Origin of the sequence: Pantoea sp. sgz302252 (assembly GCF_042610525.1) — a bacterium.
GTDB lineage: Bacteria > Pseudomonadota > Gammaproteobacteria > Enterobacterales > Enterobacteriaceae > Erwinia.
In genome coordinates this window covers 98,108-113,788 of the sequence record NZ_JBHDVM010000005.1, presented here as the reverse complement: position 1 = coordinate 113,788, position 15,681 = coordinate 98,108, and the positions used below count along the sequence as shown (strand labels likewise).

General features: G+C 56.9%; 18 protein-coding genes. 9 read left to right on the top strand and 9 right to left on the bottom strand.

Annotation, left to right across the window (positions count from 1 at the left end; genetic code table 11):
- Window positions 1-73: 73 nt before the first annotated feature.
- From ACETPC_RS10940 to ACETPC_RS10915, 6 genes are all read left to right on the top strand, one after another.
- On the top strand, window positions 74-706 hold the full coding sequence (locus ACETPC_RS10940; RefSeq protein WP_380181282.1) for a flavin reductase family protein: 633 nt from the start codon (window positions 74-76) through the stop codon (window positions 704-706).
- A 200-nt stretch (window positions 707-906) separates the two neighbouring features.
- A complete protein-coding gene (locus ACETPC_RS10935; protein ID WP_380181280.1) occupies window positions 907-1,431 on the top strand; it encodes a 5'-3'-deoxyribonucleotidase in 525 nt (174 codons plus the stop codon).
- Window positions 1,432-1,495: 64 nt separating this feature from the next.
- Window positions 1,496-2,650, top strand: coding sequence for a M20 aminoacylase family protein (locus ACETPC_RS10930; protein WP_380181278.1), 1,155 nt, complete (start codon window positions 1,496-1,498; stop codon window positions 2,648-2,650).
- Window positions 2,651-2,845: 195 nt separating this feature from the next.
- The gene (locus ACETPC_RS10925) at window positions 2,846-3,337 is read left to right on the top strand and encodes a hypothetical protein (protein WP_380181276.1); all 492 of its coding nucleotides are present in this window, start codon (window positions 2,846-2,848) and stop codon (window positions 3,335-3,337) included.
- Window positions 3,318-3,470, top strand: coding sequence for a hypothetical protein (locus ACETPC_RS10920; RefSeq protein ID WP_380181274.1), 153 nt, complete (start codon window positions 3,318-3,320; stop codon window positions 3,468-3,470). Before ACETPC_RS10925 ends, ACETPC_RS10920 begins: the two co-directional genes overlap by 20 nt.
- 152 nt (window positions 3,471-3,622) lie before the next feature.
- Entirely contained in the window at window positions 3,623-3,796 is a 174-nt protein-coding gene (locus ACETPC_RS10915; protein WP_380181272.1) for a hypothetical protein, read from the top strand.
- Here the strand turns inward: ACETPC_RS10915 and ybiB are convergent.
- From ybiB to ACETPC_RS10895, 4 genes are all read right to left on the bottom strand, one after another.
- A complete protein-coding gene (gene ybiB, locus ACETPC_RS10910) occupies window positions 3,793-4,764 on the bottom strand; it encodes a DNA-binding protein YbiB (RefSeq protein ID WP_380181270.1) in 972 nt (323 codons plus the stop codon). The two genes, ACETPC_RS10915 and ybiB, sit on opposite strands and share 4 nt — an antisense overlap.
- A gap of 20 nt (window positions 4,765-4,784) precedes the next feature.
- Window positions 4,785-6,947: an ATP-dependent DNA helicase DinG gene (gene dinG, locus ACETPC_RS10905; protein ID WP_380181268.1), complete on the bottom strand. Its 2,163-nt coding sequence runs from the start codon at window positions 6,945-6,947 to the stop codon at window positions 4,785-4,787.
- A gap of 111 nt (window positions 6,948-7,058) precedes the next feature.
- The gene (locus tag ACETPC_RS10900) at window positions 7,059-7,835 is read right to left on the bottom strand and encodes a DUF3750 domain-containing protein (protein WP_380181266.1); all 777 of its coding nucleotides are present in this window, start codon (window positions 7,833-7,835) and stop codon (window positions 7,059-7,061) included.
- Between the two features lie 170 nt (window positions 7,836-8,005).
- Window positions 8,006-8,539, bottom strand: coding sequence for a GNAT family N-acetyltransferase (locus tag ACETPC_RS10895; protein WP_380181264.1), 534 nt, complete (start codon window positions 8,537-8,539; stop codon window positions 8,006-8,008).
- 216 nt (window positions 8,540-8,755) lie between these two features.
- Here ACETPC_RS10895 and ACETPC_RS10890 point away from each other — a divergent pair, with 216 nt between their 5' ends.
- Window positions 8,756-9,487: a MerR family transcriptional regulator gene (locus ACETPC_RS10890; protein ID WP_380181262.1), complete on the top strand. Its 732-nt coding sequence runs from the start codon at window positions 8,756-8,758 to the stop codon at window positions 9,485-9,487.
- 103 nt (window positions 9,488-9,590) lie between these two features.
- A complete protein-coding gene (locus tag ACETPC_RS10885; RefSeq protein ID WP_380181260.1) occupies window positions 9,591-9,695 on the top strand; it encodes a protein YohO in 105 nt (34 codons plus the stop codon).
- Here ACETPC_RS10885 and ACETPC_RS10880 read toward each other — a convergent pair.
- The 4 genes from ACETPC_RS10880 to ACETPC_RS10865 are packed head-to-tail and all read right to left on the bottom strand — an operon-like array spanning window position 9,676 to window position 13,420.
- Complete coding sequence (locus ACETPC_RS10880; RefSeq protein ID WP_380181258.1) at window positions 9,676-10,407, bottom strand: ABC transporter permease; 732 nt, start codon at window positions 10,405-10,407, stop codon at window positions 9,676-9,678. The genes ACETPC_RS10885 and ACETPC_RS10880 overlap by 20 nt on opposite strands.
- A 1-nt stretch (window position 10,408) precedes the next feature.
- Window positions 10,409-11,341 (bottom strand): ABC transporter ATP-binding protein, encoded by a 933-nt coding sequence (locus tag ACETPC_RS10875; protein ID WP_380181256.1) that lies wholly within the window; start codon window positions 11,339-11,341, stop codon window positions 10,409-10,411.
- Window positions 11,334-12,497 carry an ABC transporter permease gene (locus tag ACETPC_RS10870; RefSeq protein ID WP_380181254.1) on the bottom strand — a complete coding sequence of 388 codons (1,164 nt, stop codon included), beginning with the start codon at window positions 12,495-12,497 and terminating at the stop codon, window positions 11,334-11,336. The genes ACETPC_RS10875 and ACETPC_RS10870 overlap by 8 nt, the downstream gene beginning before the upstream one ends.
- Before the next feature lie 11 nt (window positions 12,498-12,508).
- Complete coding sequence (locus ACETPC_RS10865; protein ID WP_380181728.1) at window positions 12,509-13,420, bottom strand: ABC transporter substrate-binding protein; 912 nt, start codon at window positions 13,418-13,420, stop codon at window positions 12,509-12,511.
- Window positions 13,421-13,608: 188 nt separating this feature from the next.
- On the opposite strand from ACETPC_RS10865, the gene ACETPC_RS10860 reads away from it, so the two are divergent.
- Complete coding sequence (locus tag ACETPC_RS10860) at window positions 13,609-15,102, top strand: MFS transporter (RefSeq protein WP_380181253.1); 1,494 nt, start codon at window positions 13,609-13,611, stop codon at window positions 15,100-15,102.
- On the opposite strand, the gene idi is transcribed toward ACETPC_RS10860, so the two are convergent.
- A complete protein-coding gene (idi, locus tag ACETPC_RS10855) occupies window positions 15,077-15,619 on the bottom strand; it encodes an isopentenyl-diphosphate Delta-isomerase (protein WP_380181251.1) in 543 nt (180 codons plus the stop codon). The two genes, ACETPC_RS10860 and idi, sit on opposite strands and share 26 nt — an antisense overlap.
- Window positions 15,620-15,681 lie beyond the last annotated feature (62 nt).

Here is a 15,681-nt window from a genome sequence, read left to right as displayed (position 1 = left end):
CAGCAAAAATCGTAAACAGTTCCCGCGCGGTTACGGCTACTATAAAAGGATAATGATTTCACAAGGAGTTTAAATGACGCGTTCCCGCCATTCCTACCAGCCCCGTCTGGGCCACGGCCTGCCTCACGATCCGCTTAACGCCATTATCGGTCCGCGCCCGATCGGCTGGATCAGTTCGCAAAGCGCCAGCGGCGAGCCTAATCTGGCACCCTACAGCTTTTTCAACTGTTTTAACTACAAGCCACCGATTATTGGCTTCGCCAGCCAGGGCTGGAAAGACAGCGTGGCAAATATCGTCGAAACCGGCGAATTTGTCTGGAACCTCGCTACCCGCGAGCTGGCTGAAGCCATGAATGAAAGTTCAGCTTCGGTGCCGTCAGGCGTGGATGAATTTAAACTTTCCGGCGTGACGCCTGTTCCCGGCACTCAGGTTGCGGTAAACATGGTGGCGGAAAGCCCGGTTAACTTTGAGTGCAGACTGACCCAGGTGATTCAGCTACAGGACGCCGACGGCGGCAAGCTGGAGCAGTGGCTGGTGCTGGGCGAAGCCGTGGTTATTCATATTGATCAGGCCTTACTGGAAAACGGCATCTATCAGACTGCCAGAGCCAATCCCATTTTGCGCGCAGGCGGCCCGAGCGCCTACTATGCCATTAGCGACGATCTGCGTTTTGATTTGATGAGACCGGACGCGCGTCGCTCCTGATGCAACCATCGTTTGCCGCCGCTGTCTGAACAGGCACGCTTAGCGGCAAACGACAAAAGCTTATAACTCTTTCTTTCTGACAGGCCCGGCATTTTACGCCAGAATAGCGGCGACCGGAATTCAGGCGCTTTTTAGCCTTTATCGACGTTGCGGCTTTTTTGCTATGATGGCGGCAAGCCGGGCGCAGTCATGGAGCGATAATGAAAAGAATTGCTATTGATATGGATGAAGTCATCGCTGATTTTCATCCTAAAATGGTTGCCACTTTCAACCATCACTTTTCGCTGGAGCTAAAGCACAGTGAACTGAATCTGTTTAGTCTGGCGCAGGAAAAGCCCGACATGCTGCAGGAAATTTTCACGCTGGTCAGCGAGGATGTTGATTTCTTCGGCGACCTGGCGGTGATCGCCGACAGCCAGCGCGTTATTGAGCGGCTAAGCCAGCGCTACGAAATTTTTATCACCACCGCCGCCATGCAAATGCCCACTTCGTTTAACGCGAAATTCCGCTGGCTGAACACCCATTTCCCCTCAATCAAACCCAGCAATATCGTGTTCTGCGGCAACAAAAGCATTATCAACGCCGACTATATGATTGACGACAACGCCCACAATTTTACGGGCTTCTGCGGCGAAGGCATCCTTTACAGCGCCCCACATAATTTGCAGGTCACCGGCTACCGGCGGGTAAAAGATTGGCTGGAAATCGAAAGCCTGCTGCTTTGAAGCGGGCCTTTGCGTTGCTGCAACCCGTTACTCTACGCGCCTGTTGACCGTATAAGGAGAAGATATGATCCCCGTTTCACTGATCCAGCAAGCCGTTGAGTGGCGCAGAGCCTTTCATGCGTTGCCCGAGCTGGGCTATCAGGAGCAGCACACTTCGCAGCGGGTGGCTGAACTGCTGCGCGAGTTCGGTCTGCAGGTGCATACAGGCCTTGCGGGAACCGGCGTAGTCGGCACGCTGGAGAATGGCCCGGGGCCTGCAATTGGCTTTCGCGCAGATATGGACGCGCTACCCATCACCGAGCTGGGCGATGTTCCCTGGCGTTCCTCGCGGCCCGGCGTTATGCATGCCTGCGGACATGATGGGCACACGGCTATGCTGCTGGCGGCGGCAAAACACCTGAGCGCCACGCGCCGTTTCAGCGGCACGCTGCATTTTATTTTCCAGCCTGCGGAAGAGAACCTTGGCGGTGCCAGAAAAATGGTCGCCGACGGCCTGTTTACGCTGTTTCCTGTGGAGGCTATCTACGGTCTGCATAACTGGCCGGGCTTGCCTGTCGGGCACGTAGCGGTTAACAGTGGGCCGATGATGGCTTCGCTGGATGCCTTTGAAATCACCCTGCGCGGCAAAAGCTGTCACGCGGCCATGCCAGAGAACGGTGCCGATCCCATCGTTGCCGCCGCGCAGCTTATTCTGGCGCTGCAAACTATTCCAGCGCGGCGCTTGTCTCCGCTTTCTTCCGCAGTGGTCAGCATTACGCAGATCAACGGCGGCGAGGCGATTAATGTAATCCCGGAAAGCGTTGTGCTGCGCGGCACGCTCCGCTGCCTGCAAAGCGATGTGCGCAGTAGAGTACGCAGCATGATCGATGAGTTCGTTAGCACTTTTACCGCGCCATTGGGTATAGATGGCAGCATAGAGTATCTGGCCGATTATCCGGTGACCTGCAACCATGCCGCCGCCGCGCAGCAGGTTCGCGACTGCGCGCTGGCGCTGCTGCCGCCCGGGCAGGTTCACTGGGAAACGAATCCTTCGATGGCTTCGGAAGATTTCGCCTGCATGCTCGAAGCCTGTCCGGGCGCCTATTTCTGGATTGGTGCAGACGGCGAAAAGCCATCCGCTCCGCTGCACAACGCTGGCTATGATTTTAATGATGAAATTGTTCCGCAGGGCATTGCATTCTGGACGGCGCTGGCGGAAAAACTACTGCCGCTGACCTAGCCCACCTGCACGCATCGCCCGGCAAAATACCTTTTTTACGCCGGGCGATTTCAGATCCACTTCATAAAAGAATGAAAGCTATTGTCGGACGCATAAACTATTTTGCGTAGCCTGTTCCGCCTGATGAAAACGCCGCTCGCATCCTGATTATAGCGCTTTATCCTGACGTCATACTTATCAGGGAAGCCGCTAATTATGAACATCATCAGCAGGATGCAGACGCTGTTGCCGGACAGCAGACAGGCCATGTCATATCAGGTCAAAACGGGCGGAACGGGAGATTATTATTTACAGTTCAATGAAATAGTAACGGCAGAAGATTCTCTTATTGCTCTGCCTCAGGGATTGTTAACGGGTCAGCGCCCCGATCTTCTGACGCTACGCGGCGGCTGCTATGAAATCTTTTTCGACAGCCTGAATAATATTGAAGCCGGCACGCCATTTTTCAAAAGACGATTACGCGGTAAGCGCTCGCAGGCTTTGAATATAATTATTGATTACATAATAAACCATCACTATATTATCTATCGGCCTTATTGCTATACGTTTCTGGCTTTTGACGATCTGCTTTCGCGAGCTTATCGTCTGATCCTGCAAAAGCTTTGCAGAAGCCTGCCGCACCGGATAGCAGCCGTCCACCTGAACCTTAATCCACACAGGAGGGGTTATGCTGTCAAATTTAAATAAACCCACCAGGCCGCTAACGCTGGAAGAAGCGATAGCCCTGAAAGCCCAACGGTTGAAAGAAGGCTGGGAGCGCTTTAAGAAGCTGGGCAAAAAGCGCAACCAAAGCGTTATCTTCATCAGGCCAAAGGCGTAACGGTAAAGTAAGGCTCGCCGAGCCTTACTTTTTAACAAGCGGCCACCAGGACAAATTCAGCCTCACAAAACAGCTGGCATTTCGGTCTTGCTTGCGCCTGCGGGCCTGAGCTTCGCGATTGTCTTCCCGCTGTTGTACAAAGCAAATCGCTTTTGATCAGCGAATACCATCTGATGGCGTGGCTTGCCAAATCGCTTTTTATCAACGAACGCCATTTGATGGCGCGGCTTGCCAAATCGCTTTTTATCAGCGAACGCCCTCTGATGGCGCAGCTTGCCAAATCGCCTCTGTCTGCCCGGCCGCAGGCAGAAAACCTGCTGGCTTAATAGCCTGCCTTCGCTATCTGCTCCAGCGCGCTTTCGACATCTGAAGCGCGGCCGGTAGCCACATAGCAGCAGGCGATTTGCTGGCGCAGCGACTGCGGCACCGGCACCTCGCGGTTCAGGCAGCGTTTTATCCATTCCGCTGTTGTCTCTGGATCTTTCGCGGCGGGCAGCTCATCACGGCCAATATTGCTCTCTTCCTGCCGGGCCAGCAGCGCTTCCGGCTCGTCACCAGCGATCAGATTAAGCGCCGGACAGCGCTGCGGATTGGCATACACCTCGCCTTCCGTACCGTTCAGCAGCAGCGCGCGACCGCCGACTGCGCGAAAAAACTTGCCTACGCGCGGGATGTACTCCGGGTGCGAGACGCTGGAGAGACGCAGCGCTGCATCTTCGCCAAAAGGCGTCAGCAGCTTGGCCAGCGTATGCGCGCTGTTGCGCACGCCCAGCTGCCAGCGCAGCGCAAGCTGCCGCGCCAGCGGCGCGCAGAGCGTATCTATAGCGACAAACACCAGCTTGCCCGCTTCCAGCCGCTGCTGTGCCTCGGCCATATCGGCGGCAGCTTTCACGCCCAGCGCAGCAAACACAGCCTCGCTGGTTATGCGCGTGGCATCTTCGCTGATGCCATGCACTACTACGGGAAAACCAAGTGCGGAAAGCAGCAGCGCCAGCAGCGGCGTCAGGTTCGCCTGCTTGCGCGCGCCGTTATAGCTGGGGATGACTATCGGCATCGGCAGGTTGGCCGGCGGCTGTAGCCTCTGCACCTGCTCCTGAGTGGCCTGATAAAAGCCGAGCATCTCCTCTTCGCCTTCGCCTTTGATGCGCAGCGCAATCAGGATCGCGCCCATCTCCAGCGGCGGCACCTCGCCTGCCAGCATGCCGCGATATAACCCGGCAGCGGTGGCGGCATCCAGATCGCGGGCATGATTTTTTCCGCGTCCGACTTCTTTAATAATCTTCGTATAATCCATGCTTTTGCTCTTTCCGGTAATTAGCGACGCCGACGGCGTACTGTTTTCTTGCCCTGCATAGCCGGAACGGCTTTTGGCAACTCGCCTGGTGGCATCGGGGGTTGCTCAATCGGGAAAACCGGCAGGGCACCCAGCAGGCGTGCGCCATAGCTTTTGCTCAGTAAACGGCGATCGTAAATTACGATTTCACCAAAACAGTCGTGGCTGCGGATCAGCCGACCGACCTGCTGTATCAGGTTAAACGAGGCGCTTGGCAAACTCTGTACTTCAAAAGGATAGCGCTTCAGGCTTTTTAGCCACTCGCCCTCGGTCAAAATAACCGGACTGTCCACCGGCGGAAAGGCAATTTTATGAATATGTACCTGCGACAGTAGCTCGCCTTTTAAATCCAGGCCTTCGGCAAATGACTGCAGGCCCACCAGCACGCTGGTTTCGCCCTGTAGCACTTTCTTGCGATGCAGCGCCACCAGCGCCGGACGAGGCTTGTCGCCCTGCACCAGCAGCATCAATCGTAGCTCTGGCAAATAAGAGATAAATTGCTGCATCGCCCGGCCGCTGGCGAACAGCACCAGCAATCCTTTGTGCTTACCTTCTTTGATCTGATGACGGAAGAAGTGCGCCATTTCCGCCAGATGTTCGACCTCGTTTGCCAGCATCGGCTCATAGCGCATTTGCGGAATGATGATTTTGCCCTGCTCCACGTGATTAAAGGGCGAATCCAGCGCGACAAAGCGATCGCCTGGCTTCTCGCTCAGGCCCGCCATCTCCTGCAGGCGCTGGAAACTGTTTAGCGAGCGCAGCGTGGCCGAAGTCAGCACCACATGCGGGATCTTGCGCCACAGCAGCTTCTCTAGCTGCTCGCTGACGCGAATACCGGCACAGTGGAACAGCAGGTGCGCATTGCCTTCACGCAGTTCACGAGTCACCCATTTAGAGACTGGCGCGCCCGATGCCTGCTCCATTGAGGCCAGCCGCCACAGCTTGCTGCTGGCTTCGAACCAGCCCAGTGCGCGGTTCATTTGAATTAGCGTGCGATGCAGACGCACCACGTCGAACTGGCCAGTTTTTTCGCTAAGATCGTTAAGCAGCGCTTCTGCCAGCCCGCGCAGCCCATCGCTGAGCTTAAACAGGCGCGCGCACAGCGTCATTACCTCTTCCGGCAGCTGACCCATCTCAAAACGGTATTCGCCTTCCTGGTTACCGGGCGGCAGCAGCTGCGCCAGGATCTGCGACAGCTGCTGTAGCTGTTCCCGCACCTCTTCGCAGTGCGCCTTAAGGCGTTCCGGATTGCCGAGATGCGGCGGCTTTTTCGGCCTGAACTGCGCCATGCACTGTTCTACCAGGCGGCAAAACAGATCGAGCTGTAGCGTGCTCCAGGCCGGGGTGATATCGCCGCTCATCTCCAGCGCGTCTCGCGCCACTTCCGGCAGGTGGTGGCCTTCGTCCAGTACCAGCAGCAGATTTTTTGGTGGCGGCAGCACCGATTCCGTTTCCAGCGCCGCCATCACCAGCGCGTGGTTGGTTACCACCACATCGGCATGTTCGATTTCCCGGCGGGCCAGATAAAAGGGACATTCGCGGAACCAGTGGCAGTTGCTGCCCAGGCAGTTGGCTTTATCCGTACTGATGCGCTGCCAGAGCGAATCTTCAATGGTTTCTTCGCAGCGATCGCGCAGACCGTCCCATTCGCGGCGATCGAGCTTTTTCGCCAGCTTAGTGCAGAGCGCCCGCTCATCTTTGCTGGCGGTCATTTCGTCGTCGAGAAACAGCAGCAGATCGCCCTGCTTTTCTTCATCGCCGCCCAGCGCAGAGAGATTGCGTGGGCAAACGTAGCGGCCACGGCCAAACGCAGCGGTAAACCGCAGATCGGGAACGATCTTCTGCAGCAGCGGCAGATCCTTGCTGTAGATCTGATCCTGTAGCGCTACGTTGGCGGTACTGACCACCAGCGGCTTGTCTTCTGCCCGGCTGACCGCGATGCCCGGGATCAGATAGGAGAGCGTTTTTCCCACGCCGGTCGGCGCCTCAATCGCCAGATGGCGGCCCTCGTCGCCCGCCAGCGTTTTCGCTACTTCAGCGATCATCTGCCGCTGCGGCGCGCGGGAAATAAAATCGGGGATCTGCTGCTGGAGAGCCTTATACCAGCCGGCAATTTGCGCTTTTAACGCGGCATTTAGCGCCATAACCATCACTTTTTATTGAATCGGCCTGTATTTTTACACAGTATTCCGCTCAGCAATAGTCCCCGTTGGCCAATCCTTCGGCACGGCTCGCAACTTGCTACCCTGTCAGCATTAATTATCGCTGTCTGTCTCAAGTTTGCTCGTGCCCAGCCTGCCGGTAAACGGCAGCCGCAATGCCGGATGTTTAAAATCAATGCCGAAGTTTAACGCCAGGATATTAAATTCCAGCCCCTCTTCCGCGCCCAGCGTCAGCCCCAACACGCCCAGCAGCGACAGCTGTATGCCTTTGCCGGAGGCGGGAAGGCCTACAGGACGAGTAAGCGGACGAAAATCCTTGCCGATAGCGTTGGCGGGCAAATCCAGCTTCAGCGCGGGCACTTCCCTGCCGATATGAGCAAGGAAAGTGTTGCTGTTAGGCCCGGGCCAGACGCGATAGCGGTGCGGCCAGGGATAGCTGGCAACAGCGGCTTCGATCGCCGGGATCATCGCCGCCGCGCGCGTGCCGCGATGATCGACCAGCAACCTCGGCTTCGCGCCGAACCAATAGCCATCGGGCAAAGCGTAGTTATGGCGAACTACATTGCTGCTGCCCCAGCTGATAACTTCATAGCGGTTGTAGCGGCTTTCGCCTGCCTTTTTGTAAATGATCCACGGATGGACGGCAAACAGTCCACGCCAGCCAAATGTCGGTGCGGCATAAACCTGTACAATTGCCGTATCAATAAATTTTTTCGGATCGGGTGCTATCTCCGCCGAGTCGCGACGCGCGGTTGACCAGTGTTGGCCCGTAATAGCAACGCCGCTATGAGTAGCTTTAACGTAGCTCTGGGCAAAAGAGAGCAGCAGCATGGCTAAAAAACTGAGACTTATCGCTTTAACAAAAAACATAATACCTTCGGCTGCCCGCGATAGCGGGCCTGGCAATGAAAGGAATGACGTGAGCAAGTAGCGTTCCGTCGCTTAAAAATCAGACAGATAACATTACTGAAAATGATACCGGCATTCAATCTTTACCCGCCGAATGCCGTTATGAGCAAAAATAATGAAAGCGCGACGCTTTAAATCGCCGCTGGCTCAAAGAGTTTGTACATGACGGTGGTGGCATCCAGCTCGCCCTGGGTGGAAAGCGCAAAGCGGGGAATTTGCCCGCAGACCTGCCAGCCCTGAGCCAGATAAAGCTGCTCGGCCGCATCGCCGCTGCGCGTGTCCAGTACCAGCAGCGTTTTTCCCTGCTGCTGCGCCAGCTTCTCCACGCGGGACAGCAGCTCGCGGGCTATTCCCTGGCGTCTGGCGTCCGGATGCACCAGCAGTTTAGCGATTTCCGCGCGGTGCGCACCGTTCGGCTTGCCGCAGAACTCGAGGATTACTGTGCCAACGATCTGCTGCTGTCGGCGCGCCACCAGCAGCATTTTTTCGCCGCTGGCGACACTGTTAATAGCATTCTGCCAGAACTGCCTCATGGGTTGAGGGTCGTTATCAATAAAGCCAATGCTGGCGCCCAAAGCCACACAGGCGCTCAGTACCTGGTATAATTCCTCATGAGCCTTCTGTGCTTCTTCCGCATTCAGAATCTGGTAATCAATAGCCGTCATATTCAGCAGCATCTCCTGCAAGAACGTGCTTTGGAGCACGGGGATTAAAGGGTAAACTATACCGGCTGCGGGCACACCGCCTGCATGTTTTTGGGAACTTTCAGCAAGATATACGCTGTTGCAAAATATCGGGCAAGTTGTACAGATAAATAATAGTTGTACAACAATGGAGAGTTGGTTAGGCTCAGGGAAGTTAAACGGGTTTTAAGGAAAGGCATGGCTTTATACAGTATTGGCGACGTTGCCGAACGCTGCCGGATAAATCCTGTTACGCTCCGCGCGTGGCAGCGACGCTACGGTTTACTTAAGCCGCAGCGCACCGAGGGCGGCCATCGTCAGTTCGATGATGAGGATATTCAGCGTATTGAAGAGATCAAACGCTGGATAGAGAGCGGCGTGCCGGTAGGTAAAGTCAAGGCCCTGCTGGAAGGCGAAAGCGTCAATGTGCACGACGGCTGGACAGCATTGCAGGAAGAGATGATGGCGGTGCTGCGCCACGTCAAGCCGGCAAAATTAAGAGCGAAAGTGGCGACGGCGGGCCGGGAGCATCCTGCCGAGGCGCTGATCGATCACGTATTTATTCCTATCCGCCAGCGTCTGGGTCTGGATCAGAACACCGCCAGAACCATGTGCAGCCTGCTTGACGGCATTCTGATTGATTACGTGACCTTTTGCCTGGCAGGCAGCCGGAAAAAAACCGGTCAGGATGCGTTGATTATCGGCTGGGGCACGGAAGATCGCACCCGCATCTGGCTGGAGGCCTGGCGTCTTTCCCAGCTGGGCTGGCGTATGGAGGTGCTGGCTGAACCGCTGGATCTGCCTCGTCCTGAGCTTTTCCCCGGCCAGCAGCTGTTTATTTTCACCGGCAAGCCGCTAACTCGCCGCCAGCAGGAGCAGATAACCCACTGGCAGGAACAGGGCTACGCCGTTACGCACCAGGCTGGTTAAGCGTCGCGCGGGCTTCTTTTAACAGAAAGCCAGCAAAGGCTTAACGTCCGCTAATGAAAAGCGATATACTTTGCCCTCTTTACTACGGCAGGCGGAAAACGGCATGAACTGGCAAAAAATTGGCGTAACGATAATTTTCCTGATGATGGCGCTGGGCGGTATCGGCGGCGTTATGCTCACCGGCTACACTATTCTAATCCGTTCTTAAACCACCGCAGCAGGCGCTCAAAAAGGCGATCCGTCACGATCGCCAGCAGCGCCACCAGGCAAGCTCCCTGCAAAATATAGGCGGTATTGAACCCGCTTAGCCCAATGATAACTGGCGATCCCAGCGTTTTAGCGCCTACGGTTGAGGCGATGGTAGCAGTGCCGATATTAATAATCACCGAGGTGCGGATGCCCGCCAGGATTACCGGTGCTGCAAGCTGCAGCTCAACGTTAAGCAGGATCTGGCGTGGGCTCATGCCTACGCCCGCAGCTACTTCCCGCAGGCTTGCAGGTACCGCGCCAATCCCCGCCAGCGTGCCCTGAAGCACGGGCAGCAGGCCATACAGCAATAGCGCCACTACTGCGGGCCATTCGCCAAAACCGATAACGGGCACCGCCAGCGCCAGCACGGCGACCGGAGGAAAAGTTTGCCCGGCCGCGACTACCGTTTCCACCACGGATCTGAACTCTCTCCCCGCCCGGCGCGTCACCGCAATCCCGGCGCTCATCCCGATAATCACCGCCGCGAAGCTGGAAAAAGCCACCAGCCTGATATGCGCCAGCGCCAGCCGTAAGAAACTTTCCTGCTGATAGAGCGGCCTCTCCAGATCAGGAAACCAGCGCGCAAACAGCGGGCCGCTGTAGGGCATCAGCAGCAGCAATGCCGCAAAAAGCAAAATCAGCCAGAGAAGCGGATCGCGAAGCAGCCGCACGCTATTCCCCCTGCCGCCGCAGCAAATCGGCAAAATACAGCACGCCGAGCGGCTGCTGCCTGCTGTCCCGTACCGGCAGACGATCGGTGCCGCGAGCGATAAAGACCGACAGCGCTTCTCTCAGCGTCATGGTTGCCATAATGCTTTCTTCCTCAATCCATTCTCCTTGCCTTGCCGCTTCGCCAGCGCAACGCTGAGACAGTAGCCGGATACCCCATTCGCTCTGCCCGAAAAAGCGCCGCACAAACTCGCTGGCAGGCCTGGTCAGCAGCTCTGTCGGGGTGCCCTGCTGCACGACCTTTCCGCTATCCATCAGCACCAGCCTGTCGGCCAGCGCCAGCGCCTCATCAATATCGTGAGTGACCATCAGGATGGTTTTGCCGGAAAGCCGATGAATACGGATAATCTCCTGCTGAAGCGCTGCTCGCGTGACCGGATCGAGCGCGCCGAAAGGCTCATCCATCAGCAGCACTTCCGGATCGGCCGCCAGCGCTCTTGCCACGCCGACTCGCTGCTGCTGTCCGCCAGACAGCTGATGAGGATAGCGATGGCGAAATGCTTCTTCCATATTTAGCAAAGCCAGCAGCTCGCTAACGCGCGCTTTGATTTGCGCCCTGCTCCAGCCCAGCAGCATCGGCACGGTGGCGATATTTTTTTCTACTGTCCAGTGTGGGAAAAGTCCCGTCGACTGGATAACGTACCCCATACGGCGGCGTAGCGCCTGAAGTTCGCAACCGCCAATCTCTTCACCGTTAAAGCGAATTTCGCCCTGATCATGTTCCACCAGGCGGTTAACCATTTTCAGCGTGGTGGATTTGCCGCAGCCAGAGGTGCCAATCAGTACCGCCAGCTCGCCTTTGCCGATATGCAGCGTCAGATCGCTGACTGCCGCCTTGCCTGCAAAATATTTGCTGACTCCGTTAAATTCAATCACTCGTCTTGTTTCCCGGCAGAGAAAGTAAAAGCTTAAATAGCGCATCCACGCCCACCGCCAGCGCGATCACGGGTATCACGCCCAGCATAACCAGATCCAGCGCGCTGCTTAGCAGCCCCTGAAAGATGACCGCGCCGAAGCCGCCAGCGCCAATCAGCGCGGCGATAACTGCCATGCCAATAGTTTGCACAGCCGTGACGCGCAGCCCAGCCAGCAGCACTGGTAGCGCCAGCGGCACTTCAACCTTGCGGAAGATTTGCCCACGGCTCATCCCCATCCCCTGCGCCGTTTCAATCGCGGCGTCCGGCACGTTTTGCAGACCCGCTACCACGCTGCGCACCAGTGGCAGTAACGCGTAGAGCACCAGCGCGATAAGCGCTGGTGCCATGCCTATGCCGCTGATGCCGAGCGTTGCCAGCGCTGGAAACTCACGGGCCAGCCCGCTGAGCGGCGCGATCAGCAGACCGAACAAGGCGACGGAAGGCACGGTCTGAATAATATTCAGCGTAGTGAATACCGAAGATTGTATGCCCGGGCGACGGCAGCAGTACCAGCCGAGCGGCACGCCGATCAGCAATGCTGGCAGCAGCGTGCCGCCCAGAATTAACAGATGGCGGGAGAGCGCCTCGTCAAAGACCTCTTTCCGGTTGGCGTACTCTTTCAGCAGCGACAGTGCATCAAGCTGGCCGCTCAGCAGCAGAAAAACGATCGGTAGCCAAATCTGCGCGTTGAGCAACAGCCGCCACATGGCGTTTTGCGTAGCGCGACCGATCGCGTCTGTCGCAATCAGCAACGCCAGCGCGGATGCCAGCCAGAAACCACCACCGTAAGAGGTTCTTGCCAGCGGATGGCCCTGCTGCGCCAGCGAAGCTGCGGCGAAACCGCCAGCGGCGACCATAGCGACAAACAGCGTCTCGCTACAGGCCAGCGTTAACGCCAGGCCTGCGCGCCTCTGCGGCAAAAAGGCGAGCAGCATCAGCAGGAAAGCGGGCAACAGCAGCCACCAGCCGACGCCGTCCGCTATCTGCGCCAGCGCAACGGGCTGACCGGAAACCAGCCTGTTCGGTGCCCAGTTAAGAAAAGGCAGGGTTGTCAGCGCCGCCGTCATAAGCAGCGCAAGCGTCAGCGTTACGCGGTTATGAACCTGGATAGCCATATCTCGCGCGGCTACAGGTTTTTCTGCTGCAGATAGTCAGCGGCTACTTTTTTAGCATCCATGCCTTCTACCGCGATTTTGGCGTTCAGCTGCTGTAAGGTTTGTTCATCCAGCGAGGCGAAAACCGGCTGTAGCCAGTCGCCGATCTGCGGCCAGGCTTTCAGCACCGCTTCGCGGATCACCGGCGTCGGCGCGTAAACCGGCTGCACGCCCTGGGGATCGCTTAGCGTTTGCAGCCCCAGCGCAGCTACCGGGCCATCGGTGCCATAGGCCATCGCCGCATTGACGCCGGAAGTCTGCTGGGCGGCCGCTTTCAGCGTTACCGCCGTATCACCGCCGGCCAGCGACAGCAGCTGATCCTGTTTTAGCTTAAACTGATAGGCGTTTTCGAATGCGGGCAGCGCGTCGGGCCGTTCGATAAACTCCGCCGAGGCCGCCAGCTTAAACTCGCCGCCGTTTTTAAGATAAGCGCTCAGATCGGCCAGGCTGGCGAGTTTGTTTTTTTGCGCCAAATCGCCGCGCACCGCTATTGTCCAGGTGTTATTCGCGGGCGAAGGCGTCAGCCAGATCAGATGATTTTTTTCGCCGTCGAGTTTTTTCACCAGCTGATAGCCCGCTTGCGCGTTTTTCCAGGCCGGATTTTTTTCATCGTGGAAGAAAAATGCACCGTTGCCGGTATATTCCGGATAGATATCCAGCTCGCCTGCCGTTATCGCGCCCCTGACCACCTGAGTATTGCCCAACTGGATTTTGTTGATGGTTTTTACGCCGTGCTTATCCAGCACCTGTAAAATAAGGTTGCCCAGCAGCGAGCCTTCCGTATCGATTTTTGACCCTACTTTTACCGCTTCCGCCGCCTGAGCGCCACCTGCCAGCCCCAGCCAAACTACCAGCGCCAGCGCGCCGCCTGTTTTAATGCCCATAGCCATTTGCGTTTTCCCTGTTATCGACTCAGCTTCAAGAGTAGTCGAAAAATTAATCACTTAAAACTTTCTCTTTGCATCAGGCCAGCGCTACGTTATTTGGTTGTAACTTATAACCAGCCGGAATTTAACTCCGCCAGCGCCGGGAGTATGCTCATCGTCACGCTACTAAAAATGAACATAACATCATGACTGATTTAACTTCTTCGGCGCATATCGCCACGGCAGGGAACGAACCTGGCGGCAAGGCTTTTATCCTCCGCCAGGCTTCCGATGTTTCAGGTCTGGTAAACAACAGTACCCAGGCGCGCAGCAATGCGCAGATTGTCATAGCTATCGCGCTGGGTGGCGTGTTTCTGGATGCTTATGATTTAGGCGCGCTGGCGTTTGGCATGAAGGATGTCACCAAAGAGTTTGGCCTGACGCCCGCTGGCGCAGGCATGGTCGCTTCCGCTATCGCTTTCGGCGCTATCGTCGGAGCACTGATTGGCGGCTATCTCACGGATAAAATTGGCCGCTACCGCGTCTTTATGGCCGATATGTTTTTCTTTGTGGTAGCCGCGCTGGCCTGCGCCTTTGCGCCAAACGAATATGTGCTAACCGGCGCCCGTTTTGTTATGGGCCTGGGCGTAGGTATAGATTTGCCAGTGGCAATGGCTTTTTTAGCCGAGTTCTCGAAGCTCAAGGGCCGGGGTAACAAAGCCGCCAGTATTGCCATGTGGTGTCCGACCTGGTACGCGGCTATTTCCATCTCTTATCTGCTGGTTCTGTTCTTTTACGCGGTGCTGCCGGAAGCGCATACGGGCTGGTTGTGGCGGATTATTCTGGGCTTTGGCGCCGTACCTGCGCTACTGATTATAGCTATCCGCAGCCGCTACATGAGCGAGTCGCCGATTTGGGCCGCCAATCAGGGCGACCTGCACGGTGCCGCAGCGATTTTACGCCACTCTTACGGCATCAATGCGCAGGTAGCGGAAGGGGCCGATTTAACGCCTGCCAGACCGGTTCGTCGCGCTGGCTGGCGCAACTATGGCGAGCTGTTTAAAGGCGTTTATCTGCGCCGCACGCTGCTTGCCGCCGTGACCGCCATCGCCTCTGCTTTTGCCTATAATGCCGTGGCTTTTGGCCTGCCGGTAATTCTCTCCAGCTTTCTTGCACAGTCGATGCTGAGCACAATCCTGGTCTCGCTGGCGCTGAACCTGCTGTTCGCTTTTGTCGGTGGCCTGCTGGCGGTGCGTCTGGTGCCGCGCCTGGGCGCCTGGAAGATGACGGTAGCCGGATACGTCTGCCAGTTTCTGGCACTGCTCGGCCTGGCGCTGGTAGGCAGGCCGGACGACGGCGCGCAGGCGGCAATCTCCATCGCTATGCTGGCGCTGTTTCTGCTGGGCCAGGGTTTTGGGCCAGGTTCGCATACCATGACCTTCGCCTCGCTCAGCTATCCGACCTCGCTGCGTGGCGTTGGCGTTGGCATGAACCAGACGCTGATGCGCGGCAGCTCAACCCTGTCGCTGTTCCTTTTCCCGCTGCTGTCGGCCGCGCTGGGCACCAACGTTTTCTGGGTAATAGGCCTTGCGCCGCTGGCAGGATTACTGGCGCTACTGCTTGTACGCTGGGAACCTTCGGGTTATGACGTGGACGCCGAAGATTTTGCGGCGGCTACACCGCCAGCTGCTGCGCGGTAAAACGGGCGAATTCAGCAGGAATACGGGCAAAGGTATGCAGAAACCAGGGCGTAAACCGCTCGGGATACGCAGCCATTTCCTGCTGAATTTCCGCCAGGGAAGCGTAGCGCCAGCCGTCCGCTTCTTCCGGATTGGGCTGCGGCAGCTCGTCGCTGAAGGTAAACCAGACGTGGCCATATTCATGCTCAATCAGGCCATTAGCCAGCGGCAGATTGTAGCTGAGTTCAAACACGGGATGCAGCTTTAGCGCCAGCCCCATTTCTTCGAACAGGCGCCGCTCCGCCGCATGCTGTGTAGATTCTTCCGGATAAGGATGGCCGCAGGTGGTATTGCTCCACAGCCCGCCGCAGTGGTATTTACCGCTGGCGCGCTGCTGCAACAGCAGCTGATGGCGGGAGTTGAAAACATAGACGGTGACCGCACGGTGCAGTAACCCTTTTTGATGAACTTCCAGCTTTTCCATCCGGCCGACGGCGCGATCCTGGTCGTCAACCAGGATAACTTCAATTGCAGACATGCAGACCCCTTGAGAATAATCTCAGGTAATTGTGGCACATCTGCGGCCATCGTGGCTGGGGA

What these genes read in the sequence shown, in the direction of transcription:
- ACETPC_RS10940 (WP_380181282.1), top strand. Translation starts at nt 74, where the DNA reads ATGACGCGTTCCCGCCATTCCTACCAGCCCCGTCTGGGCCACGGCCTG.
- ACETPC_RS10935 (WP_380181280.1), top strand. Translation starts at nt 907, where the DNA reads ATGAAAAGAATTGCTATTGATATGGATGAAGTCATCGCTGATTTTCAT.
- ACETPC_RS10930 (WP_380181278.1), top strand. Translation starts at nt 1,496, where the DNA reads ATGATCCCCGTTTCACTGATCCAGCAAGCCGTTGAGTGGCGCAGAGCC.
- ACETPC_RS10925 (WP_380181276.1), top strand. Translation starts at nt 2,846, where the DNA reads ATGAACATCATCAGCAGGATGCAGACGCTGTTGCCGGACAGCAGACAG.
- ACETPC_RS10920 (WP_380181274.1), top strand. Translation starts at nt 3,318, where the DNA reads ATGCTGTCAAATTTAAATAAACCCACCAGGCCGCTAACGCTGGAAGAA.
- ybiB (WP_380181270.1), bottom strand. Translation starts at nt 4,764, where the DNA reads ATGGATTATACGAAGATTATTAAAGAAGTCGGACGCGGAAAAAATCAT.
- dinG (WP_380181268.1), bottom strand. Translation starts at nt 6,947, where the DNA reads ATGGCGCTAAATGCCGCGTTAAAAGCGCAAATTGCCGGCTGGTATAAG.
- ACETPC_RS10900 (WP_380181266.1), bottom strand. Translation starts at nt 7,835, where the DNA reads ATGTTTTTTGTTAAAGCGATAAGTCTCAGTTTTTTAGCCATGCTGCTG.
- ACETPC_RS10895 (WP_380181264.1), bottom strand. Translation starts at nt 8,539, where the DNA reads ATGACGGCTATTGATTACCAGATTCTGAATGCGGAAGAAGCACAGAAG.
- ACETPC_RS10890 (WP_380181262.1), top strand. Translation starts at nt 8,756, where the DNA reads ATGGCTTTATACAGTATTGGCGACGTTGCCGAACGCTGCCGGATAAAT.
- ACETPC_RS10885 (WP_380181260.1), top strand. Translation starts at nt 9,591, where the DNA reads ATGAACTGGCAAAAAATTGGCGTAACGATAATTTTCCTGATGATGGCG.
- ACETPC_RS10870 (WP_380181254.1), bottom strand. Translation starts at nt 12,497, where the DNA reads ATGGCTATCCAGGTTCATAACCGCGTAACGCTGACGCTTGCGCTGCTT.
- ACETPC_RS10865 (WP_380181728.1), bottom strand. Translation starts at nt 13,420, where the DNA reads ATGGGCATTAAAACAGGCGGCGCGCTGGCGCTGGTAGTTTGGCTGGGG.
- ACETPC_RS10860 (WP_380181253.1), top strand. Translation starts at nt 13,609, where the DNA reads ATGACTGATTTAACTTCTTCGGCGCATATCGCCACGGCAGGGAACGAA.
- idi (WP_380181251.1), bottom strand. Translation starts at nt 15,619, where the DNA reads ATGTCTGCAATTGAAGTTATCCTGGTTGACGACCAGGATCGCGCCGTC.